Genomic DNA, 17,945 nt, shown 5'->3' on the forward strand with positions numbered 1-17,945 from the left:
CATGTTCCATCGGCGGATCATGCAGGAAGCGTTCGTCCGCTCCCGGCTGGTCGGCTATGTCGAGCAGATGGACCAGGTCGTCTCGCAGGTGGTGGCCAACGACTGGGTAGCCAATGATCCACGTTTTCTGCTCTACCCGGCCATGAAGGAGCTCACCCTCGACATCGCGTCGATGGTGTTCATGGGTCACGAACCCGGCACCGACCATGCGCTCGTGACCAAGGTGAACAAGGCCTTCACGATCACCACCCGCGCCGGAAACGCGATCATCCGCACCAGCGTGCCGCCGTTTACCTGGTGGCGTGGTCTCCAGGCCCGTGAGCTGCTGGAGAACTACTTCCGTGAGCGTGTCAAAGAGCGCCGCGGCAAGGAAGGCAGCGACCTGCTGACGGTCCTGTGCCACACCGAGGACGAGGACGGCAACAGTTTCTCCGACGAGGACATCGTCAGCCACATGATCTTCCTGATGATGGCCGCGCATGACACCTCGACATCGACCACGACGACGATGGCCTACAACCTGGCCGCCAACCCCGAGTGGCAGGAACGCTGCCGCGACGAATCCGATCGGCTCGGCGACGGTCCACTGGATATTGAGTCACTGGAGAAGCTGGAGTCGCTCGATTTGGTGATGAACGAGGCGATCCGGCTGGTGACACCGGTGCAGTGGGCGATGCGCCAGACTGTGCGCGACACCGAGTTGCTGGGCTACTACCTGCCTGCGGGCACGAACGTCATCGCGTACCCAGGGATGAACCATCGCCTGCCGGAGATCTGGACGGATCCGCTGAAATTCGACCCCGACCGGTTCAACGAGCCGCGCTGCGAACACAAGCGGCACCGTTACGCGTTCACACCGTTCGGCGGCGGCCCGCACAAGTGCATCGGGATGACGTTCGGCCAGCTAGAGATCAAGACGATCCTGCACCGGCTGCTGCGCCGCTACCGGCTTGAGTTGCCCCGCCCGGGGTACCAGGCGAAATGGGACTACGGCGGCATGCCGATCCCGGTGGACGGCATGCCGATGGTGTTGCGCCCGCTTTAGCCGGAGATCAGACAGCGGTGTTCGCCGGGCCCTGCCCGGCCACCAGCCGGTTCGCGCAGGCGATGACCGCATACAGGGCCGACTGCGTCGGGTCTTCCGACCAGCCCATCGCCCACTCGGCCCGGCGGCCGTCGCTGCCCTGGATGAACGTCGCGGTGGTGTCTTCTGATCGCAGCTGATGAAACCGCAGCGTCTCCACCGCGACGCCATGGTCGTAGAGCATCGCGGTCAGCGCGGCAACCGGACCAGTCGCAGTGGCGGTCGCGGTCTCGATGCGATCGCCGAACCCCAGGGTGGCCCGGAATGTTCGAGCCTGCGGGCCCAACCGGGTGGCAGGACGTTCGGTGTCAGTGCATTCCCACTGGCCCAAGCGCAGCGGCCCGGCGCTCGGGGCGTAGGTGGCGGTGAACGTGCTCCACGACATGGTATTGGCGTCCTCCCGGATTCCTCGCGGTAGCGGGATGCCGTCAAAGCGGATCGATGGCGATTCGGGTAAAGGGCCGATGTCCGAGCAACTCGGAAATCTCAGGTCGGTGATTGTCATGTGCCGGTCTTCCCTGGTCTTTCAGTGGTGACCGACGAGTAGTAGCTTCCGACCCACAGCGGGGGGTCGGTCTGGATCAGACCCCGCTGCGGGTACTGGCTACTACGAGAAGATTCCGCACGATCGCCGAGGTTAGACGCTGACGGGTGGTCAATGCAACTTCATTAACCGCCGCTGTCAGCTTCCGCGGTGTAGAACGGGGTCCATGCATGAGCTGTCGCTCTGCCAGGCGATCGCGGGGGTGGTCAGACCGTATGCCGACGGTCGCCACGTCGACATCGTGCGAGTCAAGATAGGTGCGCTGCGCCAGGTGGTGCCCGACTCGCTCACGTTTTGCTGGACGCTGGTCCGCGACTATGAGGACATGCCCGACGCCGAGCTGGAGCTCGAGCTCGTCACCGCCGAGGTGCAGTGCCGGTCGTGTGGGCAACGTTCGACGATCACCTCGGTGTGGTCGCTGCTGTGCCCGGGGTGCGGGAGCGCCGACGTCGAGGTGCTGCGCGGCAACGAGTTCTTGGTGACTTCGCTGGACGTTTCGTGAAGAGCCGGTGAAAGGTAGAGCACATGGGCAGGTTTCATCGACACGACGACGGCACGGTGCACACTCACGACCACTCGGATCCTGAGAATCACCCCCACGAGCATCATGACCACGGAGACCACAGCGGCTACGAGACCGGTTCGCAGCGCATCGACGTGCTGGAGTCGATCTTCGCTGAAAATGACGTCCGCGCCGACTACAACCGAAAAGCGTTTGAAAGCAACGGCGTTCGCGCGCTGAACCTGATGAGCTCTCCCGGCTCGGGCAAGACGACGGTACTGGGGGCGACGCTGGACGAACTCGCCGGTGAGTTCGCCGTCGGGGTGATCGAAGGCGATATCGCCACCGACCTCGACGCGGCCAAGCTAGGTGGCCGGGGCGCTCAGATATCCCTGCTCAACACCGGCAACGGGTTCGGCGGCGAATGTCATCTCGACGCGCCGATGGTCAACCGTGCGCTGCAGGGACTGGACCTCCCCGACCTGGACCTGGTGATCATCGAAAACGTCGGGAATCTGGTGTGCCCGGCCGAGTTCGACGTCGGCGAGCACGCCAAGGCGATGGTCTATTCGGTCACCGAGGGCGATGACAAGCCACTGAAGTACCCGGTGATGTTTCGCGCCGTCGACGTGGTGCTGCTCAACAAGATCGATCTGGTTCCATATTTGGACGTCGACGTCGATTCCTACACGGCCCGCGTCCGCGAGGTCAATCCAACGGCGACGATTTTGCCGATCAGTGCCCGCACCGGCGCCGGGATGTCCGCCTGGTTCGGTTGGCTGCGACGGTTCATGGCAGCTTCAGCGAGCTGACCGCACCGTGGCGCCTCCTGCGGCGGGTGGCGAACCGGGCGAATGGAAATCGCTTGACTGCCAACACGTGCGACTTATTCGCAAGAAGGCAAATGTGTTGCTGATCGGCACGCATCACTGATGGCCCAAGACGGCGAACGAGAGCCCACAATACGCCGCGGCAGGCGAAATCAAGGCGAAAATCCGGAAACCCGTACGGGGCCTCCGAATTTGCCAGATCATCGTTGACAAGGCAGTTCGGCGAGAGTAGACCCAGGAAATAGCGCCGCGTAAGCGTGCCGACCGTCGACTCCCGCGGTGCGAGGGGCCTTTAGCCCAGGCCCCGGAAAGCTGCCGTATGCCAACAGAAGCAGCAGTCAAAGCGGAAGAAACCTTGATCCACGTGCTATGGATCAACGCGGGTCTTAGTTGTGATGGCGATTCGGTGGCGCTGACTGCCGCCACCCAACCCAGTATCGAGGAGATCGCGCTCGGCGCACTCCCCGGACTGCCCAAGATCGCCGTGCACTGGCCACTGATCGACTTCGAATGCGGACCTACCGGCGGGGCCGACGATTTCCTCGAGTGGTTCTTCAAGGCCGACCGCGGTGAGCTCGAACCGTTCGTGCTCGTCGTGGAAGGTTCGATTCCCAACGAAGCGCTCAAGAGCGAGGGGTATTGGTGCGGCTTCGGCAACAACCCGGCCACCGGGCAGCCGATGACCACCAGTGAGTGGCTCGACCGACTGGCCCCCAAGGCGACGGCAATAGTCGCGGTGGGGACCTGCGCCACTTACGGCGGCATCCACGCGATGGCCGGCAACCCGACCGGCGCGATGGGCGTACCCGACTACCTGGGCTGGCAGTGGAAGAGCAAGGCCGGAATTCCGATCGTCTGCGTCCCGGGCTGCCCGATCCAGCCGGACAACCTGTCCGAGACACTGACCTACCTGCTCTACATGGCCACCGGCCAGGCGCCGATGATCCCGCTCGACGACGCGCTGCGGCCGAAGTGGCTGTTCAGCGCCACCGTGCACGAGGGCTGCGACCGGGCCGGCTACTACGAGCAGGGCGACTTCGCCACCGAGTACGGATCACCGAAATGCATTGTGAAACTGGGCTGCTGGGGCCCAGTGGTCAAATGCAACGTGCCCAAGCGGGGCTGGATGAACGGCATGGGCGGCTGCCCCAACGTCGGTGGCATCTGCATCGGCTGCACGATGCCCGGGTTCCCGGACAAGTTCATGCCATTCATGGACGAGCCACCGGGCGGCAAGGTTTCTACTACCGCATCAGGACTGTACGGCTCGGTCATCCGCAACCTGCGCGGCATTACCGGGCGCACCGTCGACAAAGAACCGAAGTGGCGGCACAAGGGCGACAAACTGACCACGGGCGCACGCCGCACCTGGTAGGCGCGACGCGGCATCTGAGCTGAAGATAGGGAGCAAAGTTCGATGACAACGATCATCCCCGAGCCGTCCCACGCGAAGCGCGAGCCCGGCCAACTTGTCGAGATGGCGTGGGATCCGATCACTCGGATCGTGGGCAGCCTCGGCATTTACACCAAGATCGACTTCGAGAACCGCGAAGTCGTCGAGTGCCACAGCACATCGTCGATCTTCCGTGGCTACTCGATTTTCATGAAGGGCAAGGATCCTCGCGACGCCCACTTCATCACCAGCCGCATTTGCGGTATCTGCGGCGACAACCACGCCACCTGTTCCTGCTATTGCCAGAACATGGCCTACGGGGTCAAGCCGCCGCACCTGGGCGAGTGGATCGTCAACCTCGGCGAGGCCGCGGAATACATGTTCGACCACAACATCTTCCAGGAAAACCTGGTCGGCGTGGACTTCTGCGAAAAGATGGTCTCGGAGACCAACCCAGGTGTGCTGGCCAAAGCGGAAAACACCGCAGCTCCGCATGCCGACGCACATGGGTACAAGACCATCGCCGACATCATGCGGTCGCTCAACCCGTTCAGCGGCGAGTTCTACCGCGAAGCGCTTCAAGTCAGTCGCTGGACACGAGAGATGTTCTGCCTCATGGAGGGTCGCCATGTGCACCCGTCCACGCTGTACCCCGGCGGAGTCGGCACCGTCGCGACCATCCAGCTGATGACCGACTACATGACCCGGCTGATGCGTTACGTCGAGTTCATGAAGAAGGTCGTGCCCATGCACGACGATCTGTTCGACTTCTTCTACGAGGCGATGCCCGGTTACGAGAAGGTGGGGCTGCGCCGCACCCTGTTGGGCTGCTGGGGCTCCTTCCAGGACCCCGACGTGTGCAACTTCGAGTACAAGGACATGGAGCGCTGGGGTAACGCCATGTTCGTCACACCGGGCGTGGTGGTCGACGGCAAGCTGGTCACCCACTCGCTCGTGGACATCAACCTCGGGATCCGGATCCTCTTGGGCAGTTCGTATTACGACGACTGGACCGATCAGGAGACGTTCGTCAAGACCGACCCGCTGGGTAATCCGATCGACCGGCGTCACCCGTGGAACCAGCACACCAACCCGCATCCGCAGAAGCGGGACATGGACGGTGGTAAGTACAGCTGGGTGATGTCGCCACGCTGGTTTGACGGCAAGGATCACCTTGCTCTGGACACCGGCGGCGGTCCGCTGGCCCGGCTGTGGTCGACCGCGCTGGCCGGCCTGGTCGACATCGGCTACGTCAAGTCCACCGGTCATTCGGTGCAAATCAACCTGCCCAAGACCGTCCTCAAGGGACCCGTCGAGTTCGAGTGGAAGATCCCGCAGCACGGGTCCAACACCATCGAGCGGGACCGGGCACGGACTTACTTCCAGGCCTACGCTGCCGCGTGCGCGTTGCACTTCGCGGAGAAGGCATTAGCTGAAATCCGGGCCGGCCGCACCAAGACCTGGGAGAAGTTCGACGTGCCCAAGGAAGGCATCGGCTGCGGGTTCACCGAGGCGGTGCGCGGAGTGTTGAGCCACCACATGGTGATTCGCGACGGCAAGATCGCCAACTACCACCCGTACCCGCCCACCCCGTGGAATGCGAACCCGCGCGACAGCTTCGGCACGCCGGGGCCCTACGAGGACGCGGTGCAGGGCCAGCCGATCTTCGAGGAGAACGACCGGGAGCACTTCAAGGGCATCGACATCATGCGCACGGTGCGTAGCTTCGACCCGTGCCTGCCCTGTGGCGTGCACATGTATCTCGGCAAGGGCAAGACACTGGAGCGGCTGCACTCGCCGACGCAAACGGCGACCGGGGAGTGATGCATGGCTGATCGCCCCGAGGAGTTGCAGGGGGACGCGCAGTGGCGCTCGGCGGGCGATCGGATCCAGACGCTGCTGGACGCAACGGCGGCCGGTGGGGTGGCCGCGCGTGAGCGCGCCGAGCAGCTGGTCCGCGAGGTAGTCGAGCTCTACGGCGCGGGCCTGTCGCGAATCCTCGCGGCAGTCGGCGATCAGGCGGATCCGGGCATTCTGGACCGCCTGGTCGCCGACGACTTGGTGGCCAGCTTGCTGCTCGTGCACGGCCTGCACCCCTACGACGTGCGGCGACGAGTCTCCGATGCACTCGACCGCGTCCGGCCGTACCTGGGCTCACACGGCGGCGACGTGCATCTGCTCGACATCGTCGGCGACACCGTGCAGCTGCAATTCGCCGGCAGCTGTAAGAGTTGCCCGTCGTCGGCGGTGACGCTGGAATTGGCCGTCGAGGATGCCATTCGGGCTGCCGCACCGGAGGTTTCGTCGATTGAATTGGTGACCCCCCAAACCGATACAGCCGACGCGGGAAAGCCGGCGACGGTGATCCCCGCCGAATCGCTGCTCGCCTCCCTCCATTCCAGGGCGCCGTCCAACGGCGGCGGCTCGGCGTGGCATCAGGTGCCTGACCTGGCCGACCTGGCTCCCGGCGAAGTCGGCGGCTTCTCGGTCGCCGGCCTGGTGGTGCTGGCCTGCCGGGTCGGCGACCAGTTGTACGCCTACCGTGATCACTGCCCGGCCTGCGAGGGATCCCTGGCCGGTGCGGCGCTGCATCGACCGGCCGCAGGGGGCGACCCGGTGCTGCGATGTCCGCGCTGTCACGCGCATTTCGATGTCGTGCACGCCGGGGCGGGCCTCGATGACGGCACCGAGCGCCACCTTGATCCCATCCCACTGCTGCTGCGCGAAGGGGTGCTTTCCATCGCGGTGCCGGCCGAGCCGATGGGCGCGCCGGCATGACCACCCCTTACGACGTCCTGGCCCGCATCACCGGAAATCGGCGCGGGCCGGAGCCGGCCGGACAGCGGTGCGAGATGTGCTCGGAGGCTATCGCCGACGCGCACCAACACGTGGTGAATGTGCCTGGGCGGCAATTGATGTGCGTATGCCGTGGCTGCTATCTGCTGTTCACCGACAGCCACGCCGAGCTGCGCTATCGCGCGGTCCCGGACCGGTATCTGTCTTTTCCGGATTTCGCGCTCGATCGCCGCACCTGGGAATCGTTACAGATCCCGGTCGGGCTGGCGTTCTTCTTCCGCAACTCGGCGCTGGACCGCACCGTCGGGTTCTACCCGGGGCCGGCCGGTGCAACCGAATCCGAACTCGACCTCGACGCCTGGAGCGCAATCAGCGCAGCCGAACCCAGGGTCGGGCTGGTCTTCGACGACGTCGAGGCGCTGCTGATCCGCGTGCCCGGTGATGCAGAAGCCGACGGAGCGCCCGAGTGCTACCTGGTCCCGATCGACGCCTGCTACGAGTTCGTCGGCGGACTACGAACGCGGTGGCGCGGCTTCGACGGTGGCCAAGAAGCGCGCGATTTCATCGACGAGTTCTTCACCGCACTCGCCGAACGCAGTGAGGCGCAACGATGCGCGCCGGCGACGATGCAGAGCGAAAGCGATGCGGAGGAGCGGCGCTCATGACGAGCCCGGGCGCCTCGTTCACCGTTGCCGACGTGGGCGCCGAGCCGTACGCGGTCACGCCGATGCTTGCCGCGCGTATCGCCGTCTCGGTGCCCGGCGATCAGCCGGTGCACGCGATCGCGCTGCGATGTCAGGTCCGTATCGACCCGTTGCGGCGCGGCTATTCCGACGACGAGGCCGCCGGAGTGACCGACTTGTTCGGACCACGGGAACGGTGGGCAACCACCCAGCACACGTTCCTGTGGCAGCACTGCGCGGCGATGGTACCGGGATTCACCGGCACAACCGAGGTCTCGCTCCCGCTGGAATGCACGTACGACTTCGAGGTGACGGCGTCCAAGTATCTGCACGCGCTGCGCGACGGCCTCATCCCGCTGCAGTTCCTTTTCAGCGGAACGATTTTCATGGCGGGCCAGCAAGGGTTCTCGGTGCAGCAAGTACCGTGGGACTGCGAGGACCGCTACGACATGCCGGTGTCGGTGTGGCGGGACCTGATCCAGCAGCACTACCCCAGCAGCGGATGGTTGCGCCTTGGCCATGACACGCTGGCGGCCCTGAACGCGTACAAGTCGGCGCGCGGCTTGTTGGGCCTCGACGACGCCGTCACTGAGTTACTGGCCCAGGCTCACGAGGAGGCCCGGTGAGCGCGAATTGGGACCGGGCCCGTACCATCGCCGACGCCGTGCTCTACGAAGGCTACCTGCTGTACCCCTACCGCGCGTCCTCGCGGAAGAATCAAATCCGCTGGCAATTCGGGGTTTTAGGTCCGCGCGGTGCGGCCGATGCGGGTATCGGCGAGGATGACAGCCTTTCGGCGCAGTTCCTCATTGACGGCGCGAACGGCATCAAGCTGGTCGTGCGGTTCCTGCAATTGCAGCACCGGACCGCCGAGCGCGAGACCGGCGGCGGGCGCTATCAGCCGGTCGACGAGCTGACCACGCCCTCTGGGTCGTGGCTCAGTTGGGACGAGGCCGTCGAAGTCGAATTGCCATTCGGCTCTTTCTACTTCGCCGAGCCAGCCGGGCCGTGGACACTGCCGGTGACAGCACCCTCGGGCAGCGATATCGAAGCCGTCGAGGGCGGCAGGCTGGTGCGAACCAGGGAGAGCGTCCGAGGTGAGCTGACCGTCGGTGTCGAACGCGTCGACGGCCTGAACCGCGTCACCGTCACCGTCCGCAACACTGCGCCCTGCAGCGACGAAGCGGGGAAGGACTGGGCGATCGCCAGATCTCTGATCGGCACTCACCTCATCGCAGAAGTTATTGACGGTGAGTTTATTTCGCTGCTGGATCCTCCTGATCGCGCGGCGGCCGCGGCCGCCAACTGCCACCAACATCGCTGCTTCCCGGTGCTGGCCGGCCGGGCCGGTGAGACGGACCTGCTGCTGGTGTCGCCGATCATCCTCTACGATCACCCGGAGATCGCGGAACAAAGTGAGGGTGCGCTTTACGACTCCACCGAAATCGATGAGATCCTGACCCTGCGGGTGATGACCATGACCGACGAGGAGAAGGCGCAGGCCCGGGCCACCGATCCGCTGGCCGCGCAGATTATCGACCGCTGCGATGCGATGTCACCCGAGGCGATGCAGCGCCTGCACGGCGTCTTACGCGATCCGCACCTGGGCGAGCCGGGCCTTATTCCGGAGATACCCGACGGCGTGCAGTGGTGGGACCCGCTGGCCGACAACGCTGTTCGCCCCGACATCGACGCGGTGCTGGTGAACGGGGTGCGGGTGTCGCGAGGCAGTCGGGTGCGGTTGCATCCGGGCCGGCGTGCCGACGCGCAAGACCTGTTTTTCTCCGGCAAGACCGCTCGTGTCACGTCGGTGCACGAAGACGTCGACGGCAACCAGCACGTCGGAGTCGTCGTCGATGACGATCCGGCCGCCGACCTACACGAGTGGTACGGCCGCTATCTGTACTTCGCACCCGACGAAGTCGAACCGCTCGAAACCACTACCACGGAAAGGAATTCGACATGGAGATCGTAGGCTGGGTGTTCATCGGCATACTTGGACTGATGGCGTTCTCGGCAGTGGTGCTGGGCCTGGTGTCCCTGCCAGATGCCCGGCGCTACCTCAAGATGCGGCACATGTAGCGGATTCGACCGCGGCGGTATGACCTCCCGCATCCTGATAGCCGGCATCGGCAACATCTTCCTCGGCGACGACGGCTTCGGTCCCGAGGTGTTGCGTCACATCTTTGGCCGGGTGAACGGCTCCGAGGGTGTGCGCGCCACCGATTACGGCATCGGGGGCATGCATCTGGCCTACGACCTACTCGAGGACTGGAATGCGCTGGTACTCGTCGACGCGATCCCCAACCGCGGCTCGCCCGGAACGGTGCACGTGTTCGAGGCCGACCATGGATCACCAGATGCTCCAGCGGGTTTGGACGCACACGGCATGGATCCCGCGACGGTGTTCGCGAGTCTTCGCGCCCTGGGCGGGACCCCCCCACGGACCATCGTGGTGGGATGTGAGGTCGCTGACGTCGGCGACGGAATGGGCCTGAGCGAGCCCGTCGAGGCAGCGGTTCCGGAAGCGGCGCGGGCGGTCGAATCGGCGGTGGCCATGTTGCGCGCCGAAGACGGAGCACGAGTAGGAGAGGTTTGACAGATGTGTCTGGGGATTCCCGGCCAAGTCGTGCGGATGCTCGACGGTTACAACGACCAGGTGGCGCTGGTCGACGTCGTCGGTGAGCACCGCAAGGTCAATGTCGGCATGCTGCCGGAGGAGACGTTCGCGCCGGGCGACTGGGTGATCATCCACATGGGCTTCGTGGTGGAGAAGACCGACAAGGCCGGCGCCGAGGAGGCGATGGCCGGTCTGGAGTTGATGGGCTCCGGCGAGCCCGAGGGCGGCATCTGACGATCACCTGATCTAGATTTGCGGATTCATCGTCCAGGTAACCGGAACAACGTAGCGTTTGTTTCCAGGTGGCAAACGCCATGCTCACTCTCATTTGGCTGAGGTGATTGCGATGAGTACAGACACAGCGGCACCCACGAACCAGCCGAAAGCGGATACCCCCCACGAAGTGGTGGTCACCTGCCCGGCCACCGGAAAAGTGGTCGGCCGCGTCCCGGTATCGACATCGGATGAGGTCGAGACGGTGGCGGCCCGGCTTCGGGCGGCCCAGCCGGCTTGGCAGCGGATCGGTGTCGAAGGCCGCTCGCGGTGGCTGGGTAAATGGCGCGACTGGCTGCTCGACCAGACGGACGAGCTTTTGACATTGCTGCAACTGGAGTCCGGCAAGTCTTGGGGTGACGCCAACCTAGAAATCAACGGTTTGGAGAGCATCAACTATTGGATCGACAAGGCCGGCGAGTTCCTCGCCGACCAGACCGTTCGCCCGTACGGTGCCGCCAACGCGGCAAAGAAGCTGACCATTGCCTACGAGCCGTATCCGCTCGTCGGCGTGATCACACCGTGGAACGGCCCGCTGTTGGTGCCGCTGGTCGACATTGCGCCGGCGTTGATGGCCGGTTGCGCGGTGCTGTCCAAGCCCTCGGAGGTCACCCCGCTTGTGTGGCGGATGGCGGTCGATGGGTGGAAGCAGATCGGTGCACCGGACGTGCTCGACGCGGTGTACGGGTTCGGCCAGACCGGGGCAGCGTTGGTCGATCTGGTGGACTACGTGATGTTCACCGGTTCGGTCAATACCGGGCGCCGCATCGCCGTCGCGGCCGCGCAGCGACTGATCCCGTGCAGCCTGGAGCTCGGCGGTAAAGACGCCATGATCGTCTGCGCCGACGCGGACATCGACCGGGCCGCCGACGGCGCGGTCTGGGGCGCGTTCACCCTCACCGGCCAAGTCTGCATATCGGTGGAGCGGTGCTACGTCGAGGAACCGGCCTACGACGAGTTCGTCAGCAAGGTGGTGACCAAAACGTCGCAGCTACGCCAAGGCATGGATGCCAAGCACGACTATTCCTGCGAGGTCGGGTCGATGACCACCGCGCAGCAACTCGCCGTTGTGTCCAGCCACGTCGACGACGCCGTCAGTAAGGGTGCGAGGGTGCTGGTGGGCGGCAAGTCGAGTGACCCCGCCACTGAGGGACTGTTTTACCAGCCGACAGTGCTGGTCGACGTGGACCACGGGATGAAGTGCATGCGGGAGGAGACCTTCGGGCCCACCTTGCCGATCATGAAGGTTCGCGATGTTGCCGAGGCCATCGAAAAGGCGAATGACTCCGAACTGGGGTTGTCCGGCAGCGTCTGGACGCGAGACAAGAACAAAGGGATAGCGTTGGCGCGCAAGATGAACACCGGAACGGTGAACATCAACAACGTCATCGCCTCGTCGTTGTCTGTACCGATGGCGGGCTGGAACGACTCGGGGGTCGGTTCCCGCTCCGGTGGAGCCGACGGAATCCGGAAATATTGCCGCACCAAAAGCATTGTGGCCGAGCGGGTTACGATGAAAAAGGAGCCGATCTGGTATCCCTACAGCCGCAGGAAGGGCAAGATTATCGCAGCCATGCTCCGGATGACGTCGGCCAAAGACTGGCGGCGCCGACTCGGACGGTAACGCCGGGTCACAACCACCAGGACGCGGTAGCGTCCAAGTGACGACGCGTGCGGTAACGCGTGAGGCTGTCGTCGCCATCCCCAATCGCCTCGATGATTCGCAGGTGAGCGCGTTGCACGTCGACGAAATCGCTGTGGCTCGGGATCGGCTGCTCGGTGCTGACCCAGTGCCGGCGGAACACTTCGACGAGGATCCGTAAGAACAAGTCCAGCACGGCATTACCGGCCAGCTGAGCCAGTCCGGTGTGGAACAGGAACTCTTCCATACCGGCCTTGCGCAGATCGTTGCCTGCCTGCTCGATGGTCAGCCGATGGGTTTCCAGGAAGGCACGCACCTCCGGCGCGTCGCGGCGCTTGACCACCTTTGCGACGTTGTCGATCTCGATGGCGTCGCGGACCAACCGTAGGTCTTCGCCGCGGGGCTTGCGGTATTGCAGGTAGAGCGCGATGGTGTCAATGCTGGCCTGCGCCTGCGGTTCCGCCACCACCAGCCCGCCACCGGGTCCGCGTCGCATCTTGGCCACCGCGTGGTGTTCCAGCAGCCGCACTGCTTCGCGCAGCACCGACCGGCTGACTCGATAGCGTTCCAGCAGCGCGACTTCGGTCCCGAAAACCTCCCCGATCTGACGGCCGCTAACGGCGATATCGTCGCGGATGGCGGTCGCCAACACCTCGGCGAGCTTGCCGTGCGGCGCCTGGCGGTACAGGCCGTTCCGGTTGCCCGGCCGGCTCGGAGGCTGGTGGTCTTGCAGCCACCTCGTCATCGATTCCGCGTGCCGCTCGCTCAACGTTTTGGCCCGCGCCGAGTCGCCCGCGGTGACCGCATTGACGATATCCGCGTGTTCCTGACGCCTGCGGTCGATCGCCTCGAGGGCATCGCTGGCGGAGTCCAGCCGCGAATCTTCGGCATACCGGACGGTCAACCGCATGAGGATCTCGATAAATAGTTGCAGCACTGGGTTTTTGGATAGCTCGGCCAGTGCTGCGTGGAACTCGTGGTGTGGCGTTGACGGGTCGCGCGTGCGGTCCCCCTCCGCCCGTAACACCGCGCGCAGCCGATCGATGCCGGCTTCATCAATCTGTTCTGCGGCAAGCGATGCCGCCAACGGCTCGAGTAGCAGCCGCGCATCGAGCAGCTCACCGGTCGTGGTGCCCAGGTACTCCAAATAGATGATGATGGCGTGAGTTGCCGGGGCGGCGTCGGGCTCGCAGACCAGCAGACCGCCGTTGGGCCCGCGACGCATGCGCGCAACTTGGTGGTGCTCGACGAGCCGAACGGCTTCCCGCAGCACCGATCTGCTCACCCGGTAACGCTGTTGCAGCGCCTGCTCGGAACCCAGAATTTGCCCGACCGGCCAGCCACGCCGAATGACGTCGGCCTCGATGCGACGTGCGATCTGCGAAGCTCGCTTATCGGACCGGTGCTCGCCGTCACTACCGGCTTTGACATGCGGACGAGCGTGCACGCTCAATTGCACGCCCGCACAGAGTCACTCAACATGTCAGCAGCATGCATCCGGCGATCGGACCGCCACCCACGGCGGCCACCGCGACTTCGGGCCGGCGCTGCACCTGCCGCTCCCCTGCCTCACCGCGCAATTGCAAACAGGTCTCGTGCAGTAGCCAATAGCCATGCATGCGGCCCGCCGACAGCTGCCCGCCGTAGGTATTCAGCGGCAGCGCGCCGTTAAGGGCGATCCGCTCGGCCCCCTCGACGAACGGGCCCGCTTCGCCGTCGCCGCAGATGCCCAGAGCTTCCAGCCACGCGAAGGTGAGGAAGGTGAACCCGTCATAGAGTTCTGCGAGGTTCAGATCGGCGGGCGTCAGATCGGTCCGCGACCACATCTGCGCCGCGGCGTCGGCGGATGCCATCTTTGGATAGTCCGCGCGGTGAAACCAGCCACCTGCGCCGTCCGTACCCCCGATCGCCTCGACCTTCACCGCCCGGTGCGGACAGTCTTTGGCGTAGTCGGCACCCGACACCACCACCGCGATCGAGCCGTCGATGGGGACATCGCAATCCAGCAGCCCGAACGGTGTGGAAACCGGCCGGGCGGCTAGATAGTCGGCCATCGTCATCGGATCCTGATAGACCGCAAGCGGATTCAATGCCGCATTACGCCTGCTGTTGATCGCCAGCCAGCCCAACTGCTCCTTGGTGGTTCCGTACATCTCCATATGCCGACGGCAGTTCAGCGACAGCCAATTTGCCGCGGAATACGCATGGGCGGCAACCAGATCGTTGACATCGTCCATCGGGCCGACCACCGGCGGTTCTTCGCCTTCCGGTGTCTCGAACATCCGCGCGAGCGGCGGTGCCGGCGCATTCTCATCCTTCTTCACCGGGACCGTGCCGCCCAGCATTTGAATCGTCCGGTAGATGACCACATGCCGCGTGTGGCCCTCGGACACCGCACGGCATGCCGACATCACCGGATTCAGCAGACCGCCAGTGCCGAACCCCGACCCGCAGTCGGACGCCTCGATTTGCAGCGCGGCAAGGACTTCGGCGGCGGGGGTGTCGCCCAGAGTGGCAATGCCGTCGATGTCGGCCGCAGCCAGGCCGGCGTCGTCGATGGCCGCGCGGACCGCTTCCATGGTGAGCTCCAGCCCGGGAATGCCGGTGCGACGGCCGATTCGCGAGATGCCGATACCGGAAATGATCGCGTCTTTTTCGAAATAGCTCATCTGCGCCGTCCGTTAGACCAACCCAAGGTAATTGAGTGTACTGTATTGTCCGTGTCGAACCAGTTGCTTATCGAGCACTGCGAGAATTGCGCGCACTGGGTGCACCCCGCGGCCGGCGAATGCCGCGACTGTGGCGGTCCGCTGATCGCGCGACCGGTATCGGGTCACGGCAGCGTATTCACCTACACGGTCAACTATCACGCCTTCAACCCGGAGCTGCCGACCCCCTACGTCATCGCTCTCGTGGAGCTTGCCGAGCAGAGCGGCCTGCGCGTAGCGGCGAATATCGTTGACTGTGAGCCTGATTCAGTCGCGTGCGGCATGCGCGTGGAGGCACTGCCCGAGCCGGGCCCCGGCGGCGCACCGCGTTTCGCGCCCGCCTGAGCGGGCTAGTCGATCAGCGCTTGCGCGCGGTGACGAGCAGGTACTCCCACTCCATCGTCGACGCACCAGCCAAGTATCGGTCGCCCAGTTCAGCCAGCTCGGCGTCCAGCGCTGCGGCCCGGTCCGGCTCGCCCGCGATCCCCCGGTATGCCGAGATCGTCGGCCCATAATGGGCTTTGAAAAAGTCGCGGAACGACACCCCGTCGGCAAACCGGTCCACTCTCAGCGCACGGTGTTGCGCGGTGAAGTCGGTGACGCCATCGCCCAGCAGACCGCGCACGTAACGTGCGCTGCCCCACTTCGGCGGCGGCTGCAGACCGGACGGCGGCGCCGCCACGTAAGGCTTCATCCTCGCGAACATCTGGCCGACGAAGCCTTCTGGCGTCCAGCTGATCAGCCCGATCGTCCCGCCCGGCCGGCAGACCCGGACCAATTCGTCGGCCGCGCGCTGATGATGCGGGGCGAACATCACTCCGACGCAGGAGAGCACCGCGTCGAACTCATCGCGGTCGAACGGCAGCCCTTCGGCATTGGCTTCAAGCCATTGCAGGTCGACACCCCGGGCCTCGGCGAGCGCACCCCCGCGCTCCAGCAGTTCCGGGACCAGGTCGCTGGCAATCACATTTGCGCCGGCGAGCGCGGCGGGGATCGCCGCATTGCCCGCCCCGGCGGCGACGTCGAGCACCCGATCACCTGCACGGATCCCGCTTGCCTCTACCAGTACCGGACCCAGCGGTGACACCAGTTCGGTCGCCACCGTGGTGTAGTCGCCCAGCGCCCACAGCGCGCGGTGCTTGCTTTCGAGTCCGCGATCGGCGGTCACCATGCCTGCGTCAATTCTGGTAGTCATTTCACTCGCCCTTCCTCGAGAATCGACCACAATCGTCGTGCTCGCCGCTGAACCGTTTCCAGTGTCAGATCTGAACCCACCGTGGTTCACAATCTGTACTAGTTAATTCCGCCGCCAGACGGTCTACTGGACATACCGGAGCGAAGGGTTTTGGAAAATGTCGACATATGGCCAGTTCTGCCCGATCGCCAAGGCGATGGAGTTACTCGATGAACGGTGGACGCTGCTCGTTGTGAGTGAATTACTCCGGGGCAGTGTGCATTTCAACGACCTGCGACGTGGGCTGCCGAAGATGTCACCAGCGCTGTTGTCCAAACGGCTCAAGTCGCTGTCCCGCGCAGGTGTTGTCGAACGCACCGAGATCGACGGTCGCACCTCATATTCGCTGACACCGTGCGGGCAGGAACTCGCTGGAGTCGTGGATGCGCTCGGCGAGTGGGGAATTCGCTGGATAGCTGAACTCGGCGATGACGACCTGGATCCGCACCTGTTGATGTGGGATATCCGTCGCACGATTTCCGTTGATGCGTGGCCGCGAGCGCGTACCGTGTTGGCGTTTCGCTTGGCCGGGGTGGCCCGCAAGGCCGCTCAGTGGTGGTTGATGGTGTCGGAGGGAGTGGCCGACGTATGCGATTTCGACCCCGGCTACGAGGTGGCCGCCACCGTCGAGACCAGCCTGCTCACCCTGACCCGGATCTGGCGCGGCGACCTGTCGTGGTCCCGCGCGATGCTGAGCGGCAACGTCACCATCCACGGAGCCGCGGATGTTCGCCGGGCTGTGCCGGGCTGGCTCGGCCAGTCGCTCGCGGCCGCGGTCCCCCGCCCGGCCTGAGGTCGGCGCTAGTTGATCAGCGGGTCGCGCGGCATGCCCAGTATCCGCTCGGCGATCTGATTGCGGGTCACCTCGGAGGTACCCCCGGCGATGGCCATACCCCGCGCGCCCATGATCAAGCGGCCCGACAGCGCACCGGGCCCGTCGAGCAGCGCGACCTCGGGCCCCGTCAGCGCAGCCATGATCGCCGCGCCCTCGACCATGTGCTCGGCCAATTTCAGCTTGGTGATGTTGCCTTCCGGACCCGGGCCCGCTCCTTCGACGCTGCGCGCGACTCGGCGAAGATTCAGCAAGCGCAGGGCATTCTCCTCGGCAAGGTATGACCCGACCCGAATTCGCCCGCCCGCCAACCGATCCGGGTGGTCCCGGACCAGCTGAACCAGCTGCGTCGCCAACCCCTCGTAGAACGACCCGCTGCCGCCGATGCTGACCCGCTCGTTGCCCAGCGTTGCCCTTGCGACCGTCCAGCCGGTGTTGGGCTCGCCAACCACGTCCTCGTCGGGCACGAACAAGTCGTTGAAGAACACCTCGTTGAAGTCCGAGCCACCGGTAATCTGCCGCAGTGGCCGCACCTCGACCTCGGGGGCCTTCATGTCGACGATCACCGTGGTGATGCCGGCGTGCTTGGGCGCCTCCGGGTCGGTACGCACGGTGGCCAGACCGCGTGCGCAGTAGTGCGCGCCACTGGTCCACACCTTCTGACCGTTGATCTTCCAGCCGCCGTCCACCCGGGTGGCCCGGGTCTTGATGGACGCCGCGTCCGAGCCGGCTTCGGGCTCGGAGAACAGCTGGCACCAGACCTCGTCTTTGCGGAGCGCCTTCTCGACGAATCGTTCTATCTGC

20 protein-coding genes are annotated in these 17,945 nt (G+C 64.9%); 15 read left to right on the top strand and 5 right to left on the bottom strand.

Annotated features, from left to right (window positions below; genetic code table 11):
• A partial coding sequence (locus tag VNW74_RS11610; protein WP_325676879.1) for a cytochrome P450 occupies positions 1-1,045 on the top strand: 1,045 nt, incomplete at its 5' end.
• Positions 1,046-1,052: 7 nt separating this feature from the next.
• Here VNW74_RS11610 and VNW74_RS11615 read toward each other — a convergent pair.
• The gene (locus tag VNW74_RS11615) at positions 1,053-1,589 is read right to left on the bottom strand and encodes a homocitrate synthase (RefSeq protein WP_414686661.1); all 537 of its coding nucleotides are present in this window, start codon (positions 1,587-1,589) and stop codon (positions 1,053-1,055) included.
• A 205-nt stretch (positions 1,590-1,794) separates the two neighbouring features.
• On the opposite strand from VNW74_RS11615, the gene VNW74_RS11620 reads away from it, so the two are divergent.
• The 12 genes from VNW74_RS11620 to VNW74_RS11670 all read left to right on the top strand — a co-directional run bounded on the left by VNW74_RS11620 (position 1,795) and on the right by VNW74_RS11670 (position 12,349).
• Entirely contained in the window at positions 1,795-2,130 is a 336-nt protein-coding gene (locus VNW74_RS11620) for a hydrogenase maturation nickel metallochaperone HypA (protein WP_325676881.1), read from the top strand.
• Positions 2,131-2,153: 23 nt separating this feature from the next.
• The gene (gene hypB / locus VNW74_RS11625) at positions 2,154-2,942 is read left to right on the top strand and encodes a hydrogenase nickel incorporation protein HypB (protein ID WP_325676883.1); all 789 of its coding nucleotides are present in this window, start codon (positions 2,154-2,156) and stop codon (positions 2,940-2,942) included.
• 337 nt (positions 2,943-3,279) lie between these two features.
• Entirely contained in the window at positions 3,280-4,335 is a 1,056-nt protein-coding gene (locus tag VNW74_RS11630; protein ID WP_325676884.1) for a hydrogenase expression protein HypE, read from the top strand.
• A gap of 42 nt (positions 4,336-4,377) precedes the next feature.
• Positions 4,378-6,177 carry a nickel-dependent hydrogenase large subunit gene (locus VNW74_RS11635; RefSeq protein ID WP_325676886.1) on the top strand — a complete coding sequence of 600 codons (1,800 nt, stop codon included), beginning with the start codon at positions 4,378-4,380 and terminating at the stop codon, positions 6,175-6,177.
• Positions 6,178-6,180: 3 nt separating this feature from the next.
• Positions 6,181-7,131 (top strand): NifU family protein, encoded by a 951-nt coding sequence (locus VNW74_RS11640; protein ID WP_325676888.1) that lies wholly within the window; start codon positions 6,181-6,183, stop codon positions 7,129-7,131.
• Positions 7,128-7,814 (top strand): DUF5947 family protein, encoded by a 687-nt coding sequence (locus VNW74_RS11645; RefSeq protein ID WP_325676890.1) that lies wholly within the window; start codon positions 7,128-7,130, stop codon positions 7,812-7,814. The genes VNW74_RS11640 and VNW74_RS11645 overlap by 4 nt, the downstream gene beginning before the upstream one ends.
• Positions 7,811-8,458, top strand: coding sequence for a DUF6084 family protein (locus tag VNW74_RS11650; RefSeq protein WP_325676892.1), 648 nt, complete (start codon positions 7,811-7,813; stop codon positions 8,456-8,458). Before VNW74_RS11645 ends, VNW74_RS11650 begins: the two co-directional genes overlap by 4 nt.
• A complete protein-coding gene (locus VNW74_RS11655) occupies positions 8,455-9,807 on the top strand; it encodes a hypothetical protein (protein ID WP_325676894.1) in 1,353 nt (450 codons plus the stop codon). Before VNW74_RS11650 ends, VNW74_RS11655 begins: the two co-directional genes overlap by 4 nt.
• Positions 9,795-9,914 carry a DUF6893 family small protein gene (locus VNW74_RS31875; RefSeq protein WP_414686662.1) on the top strand — a complete coding sequence of 40 codons (120 nt, stop codon included), beginning with the start codon at positions 9,795-9,797 and terminating at the stop codon, positions 9,912-9,914. The genes VNW74_RS11655 and VNW74_RS31875 overlap by 13 nt, the downstream gene beginning before the upstream one ends.
• Positions 9,915-9,933: 19 nt before the next feature.
• The gene (locus tag VNW74_RS11660) at positions 9,934-10,431 is read left to right on the top strand and encodes a hydrogenase maturation protease (RefSeq protein WP_325676896.1); all 498 of its coding nucleotides are present in this window, start codon (positions 9,934-9,936) and stop codon (positions 10,429-10,431) included.
• A 3-nt stretch (positions 10,432-10,434) separates the two neighbouring features.
• Complete coding sequence (locus VNW74_RS11665; RefSeq protein WP_325676898.1) at positions 10,435-10,686, top strand: HypC/HybG/HupF family hydrogenase formation chaperone; 252 nt, start codon at positions 10,435-10,437, stop codon at positions 10,684-10,686.
• A 112-nt stretch (positions 10,687-10,798) separates the two neighbouring features.
• A complete protein-coding gene (locus tag VNW74_RS11670) occupies positions 10,799-12,349 on the top strand; it encodes an aldehyde dehydrogenase family protein (protein ID WP_325676900.1) in 1,551 nt (516 codons plus the stop codon).
• A gap of 7 nt (positions 12,350-12,356) precedes the next feature.
• Here VNW74_RS11670 and VNW74_RS11675 read toward each other — a convergent pair whose 3' ends face one another.
• Both VNW74_RS11675 and VNW74_RS11680 read right to left on the bottom strand, forming a co-directional pair.
• Entirely contained in the window at positions 12,357-13,814 is a 1,458-nt protein-coding gene (locus VNW74_RS11675) for a FadR/GntR family transcriptional regulator (protein ID WP_325676913.1), read from the bottom strand.
• A gap of 28 nt (positions 13,815-13,842) precedes the next feature.
• Positions 13,843-15,036, bottom strand: a complete 1,194-nt coding sequence (locus VNW74_RS11680; RefSeq protein WP_325676902.1) for a thiolase family protein — start codon at positions 15,034-15,036, stop codon at positions 13,843-13,845.
• A 45-nt stretch (positions 15,037-15,081) separates the two neighbouring features.
• On the opposite strand from VNW74_RS11680, the gene VNW74_RS11685 reads away from it, so the two are divergent.
• Complete coding sequence (locus tag VNW74_RS11685) at positions 15,082-15,420, top strand: Zn-ribbon domain-containing OB-fold protein (RefSeq protein WP_325676904.1); 339 nt, start codon at positions 15,082-15,084, stop codon at positions 15,418-15,420.
• 13 nt (positions 15,421-15,433) lie between these two features.
• Here VNW74_RS11685 and VNW74_RS11690 read toward each other — a convergent pair whose 3' ends face one another.
• Positions 15,434-16,270, bottom strand: coding sequence for a class I SAM-dependent methyltransferase (locus tag VNW74_RS11690; RefSeq protein ID WP_325676906.1), 837 nt, complete (start codon positions 16,268-16,270; stop codon positions 15,434-15,436).
• A gap of 157 nt (positions 16,271-16,427) precedes the next feature.
• Here VNW74_RS11690 and VNW74_RS11695 point away from each other — a divergent pair, with 157 nt between their 5' ends.
• Positions 16,428-17,102, top strand: coding sequence for a helix-turn-helix domain-containing protein (locus VNW74_RS11695; protein WP_325676908.1), 675 nt, complete (start codon positions 16,428-16,430; stop codon positions 17,100-17,102).
• A gap of 8 nt (positions 17,103-17,110) precedes the next feature.
• Here the strand turns inward: VNW74_RS11695 and VNW74_RS11700 are convergent.
• Positions 17,111-17,945: acyl-CoA dehydrogenase family protein (locus tag VNW74_RS11700; protein ID WP_325676909.1), on the bottom strand; the 835-nt coding region annotated here is incomplete at its 5' end.

The organism is Mycobacterium sp. (assembly GCF_035570115.1).
In the GTDB taxonomy this organism is placed as follows: Bacteria; Actinomycetota; Actinomycetes; order Mycobacteriales; family Mycobacteriaceae; genus Mycobacterium.

What these genes read in the sequence shown, in the direction of transcription:
- VNW74_RS11615 (WP_414686661.1), bottom strand. Translation starts at nt 1,589, where the DNA reads ATGACAATCACCGACCTGAGATTTCCGAGTTGCTCGGACATCGGCCCT.
- VNW74_RS11620 (WP_325676881.1), top strand. Translation starts at nt 1,795, where the DNA reads ATGCATGAGCTGTCGCTCTGCCAGGCGATCGCGGGGGTGGTCAGACCG.
- hypB (WP_325676883.1), top strand. Translation starts at nt 2,154, where the DNA reads ATGGGCAGGTTTCATCGACACGACGACGGCACGGTGCACACTCACGAC.
- VNW74_RS11630 (WP_325676884.1), top strand. Translation starts at nt 3,280, where the DNA reads ATGCCAACAGAAGCAGCAGTCAAAGCGGAAGAAACCTTGATCCACGTG.
- VNW74_RS11635 (WP_325676886.1), top strand. Translation starts at nt 4,378, where the DNA reads ATGACAACGATCATCCCCGAGCCGTCCCACGCGAAGCGCGAGCCCGGC.
- VNW74_RS11640 (WP_325676888.1), top strand. Translation starts at nt 6,181, where the DNA reads ATGGCTGATCGCCCCGAGGAGTTGCAGGGGGACGCGCAGTGGCGCTCG.
- VNW74_RS11645 (WP_325676890.1), top strand. Translation starts at nt 7,128, where the DNA reads ATGACCACCCCTTACGACGTCCTGGCCCGCATCACCGGAAATCGGCGC.
- VNW74_RS11650 (WP_325676892.1), top strand. Translation starts at nt 7,811, where the DNA reads ATGACGAGCCCGGGCGCCTCGTTCACCGTTGCCGACGTGGGCGCCGAG.
- VNW74_RS31875 (WP_414686662.1), top strand. Translation starts at nt 9,795, where the DNA reads ATGGAGATCGTAGGCTGGGTGTTCATCGGCATACTTGGACTGATGGCG.
- VNW74_RS11660 (WP_325676896.1), top strand. Translation starts at nt 9,934, where the DNA reads ATGACCTCCCGCATCCTGATAGCCGGCATCGGCAACATCTTCCTCGGC.
- VNW74_RS11665 (WP_325676898.1), top strand. Translation starts at nt 10,435, where the DNA reads ATGTGTCTGGGGATTCCCGGCCAAGTCGTGCGGATGCTCGACGGTTAC.
- VNW74_RS11670 (WP_325676900.1), top strand. Translation starts at nt 10,799, where the DNA reads ATGAGTACAGACACAGCGGCACCCACGAACCAGCCGAAAGCGGATACC.
- VNW74_RS11680 (WP_325676902.1), bottom strand. Translation starts at nt 15,036, where the DNA reads ATGAGCTATTTCGAAAAAGACGCGATCATTTCCGGTATCGGCATCTCG.
- VNW74_RS11690 (WP_325676906.1), bottom strand. Translation starts at nt 16,270, where the DNA reads ATGACTACCAGAATTGACGCAGGCATGGTGACCGCCGATCGCGGACTC.
- VNW74_RS11695 (WP_325676908.1), top strand. Translation starts at nt 16,428, where the DNA reads ATGTCGACATATGGCCAGTTCTGCCCGATCGCCAAGGCGATGGAGTTA.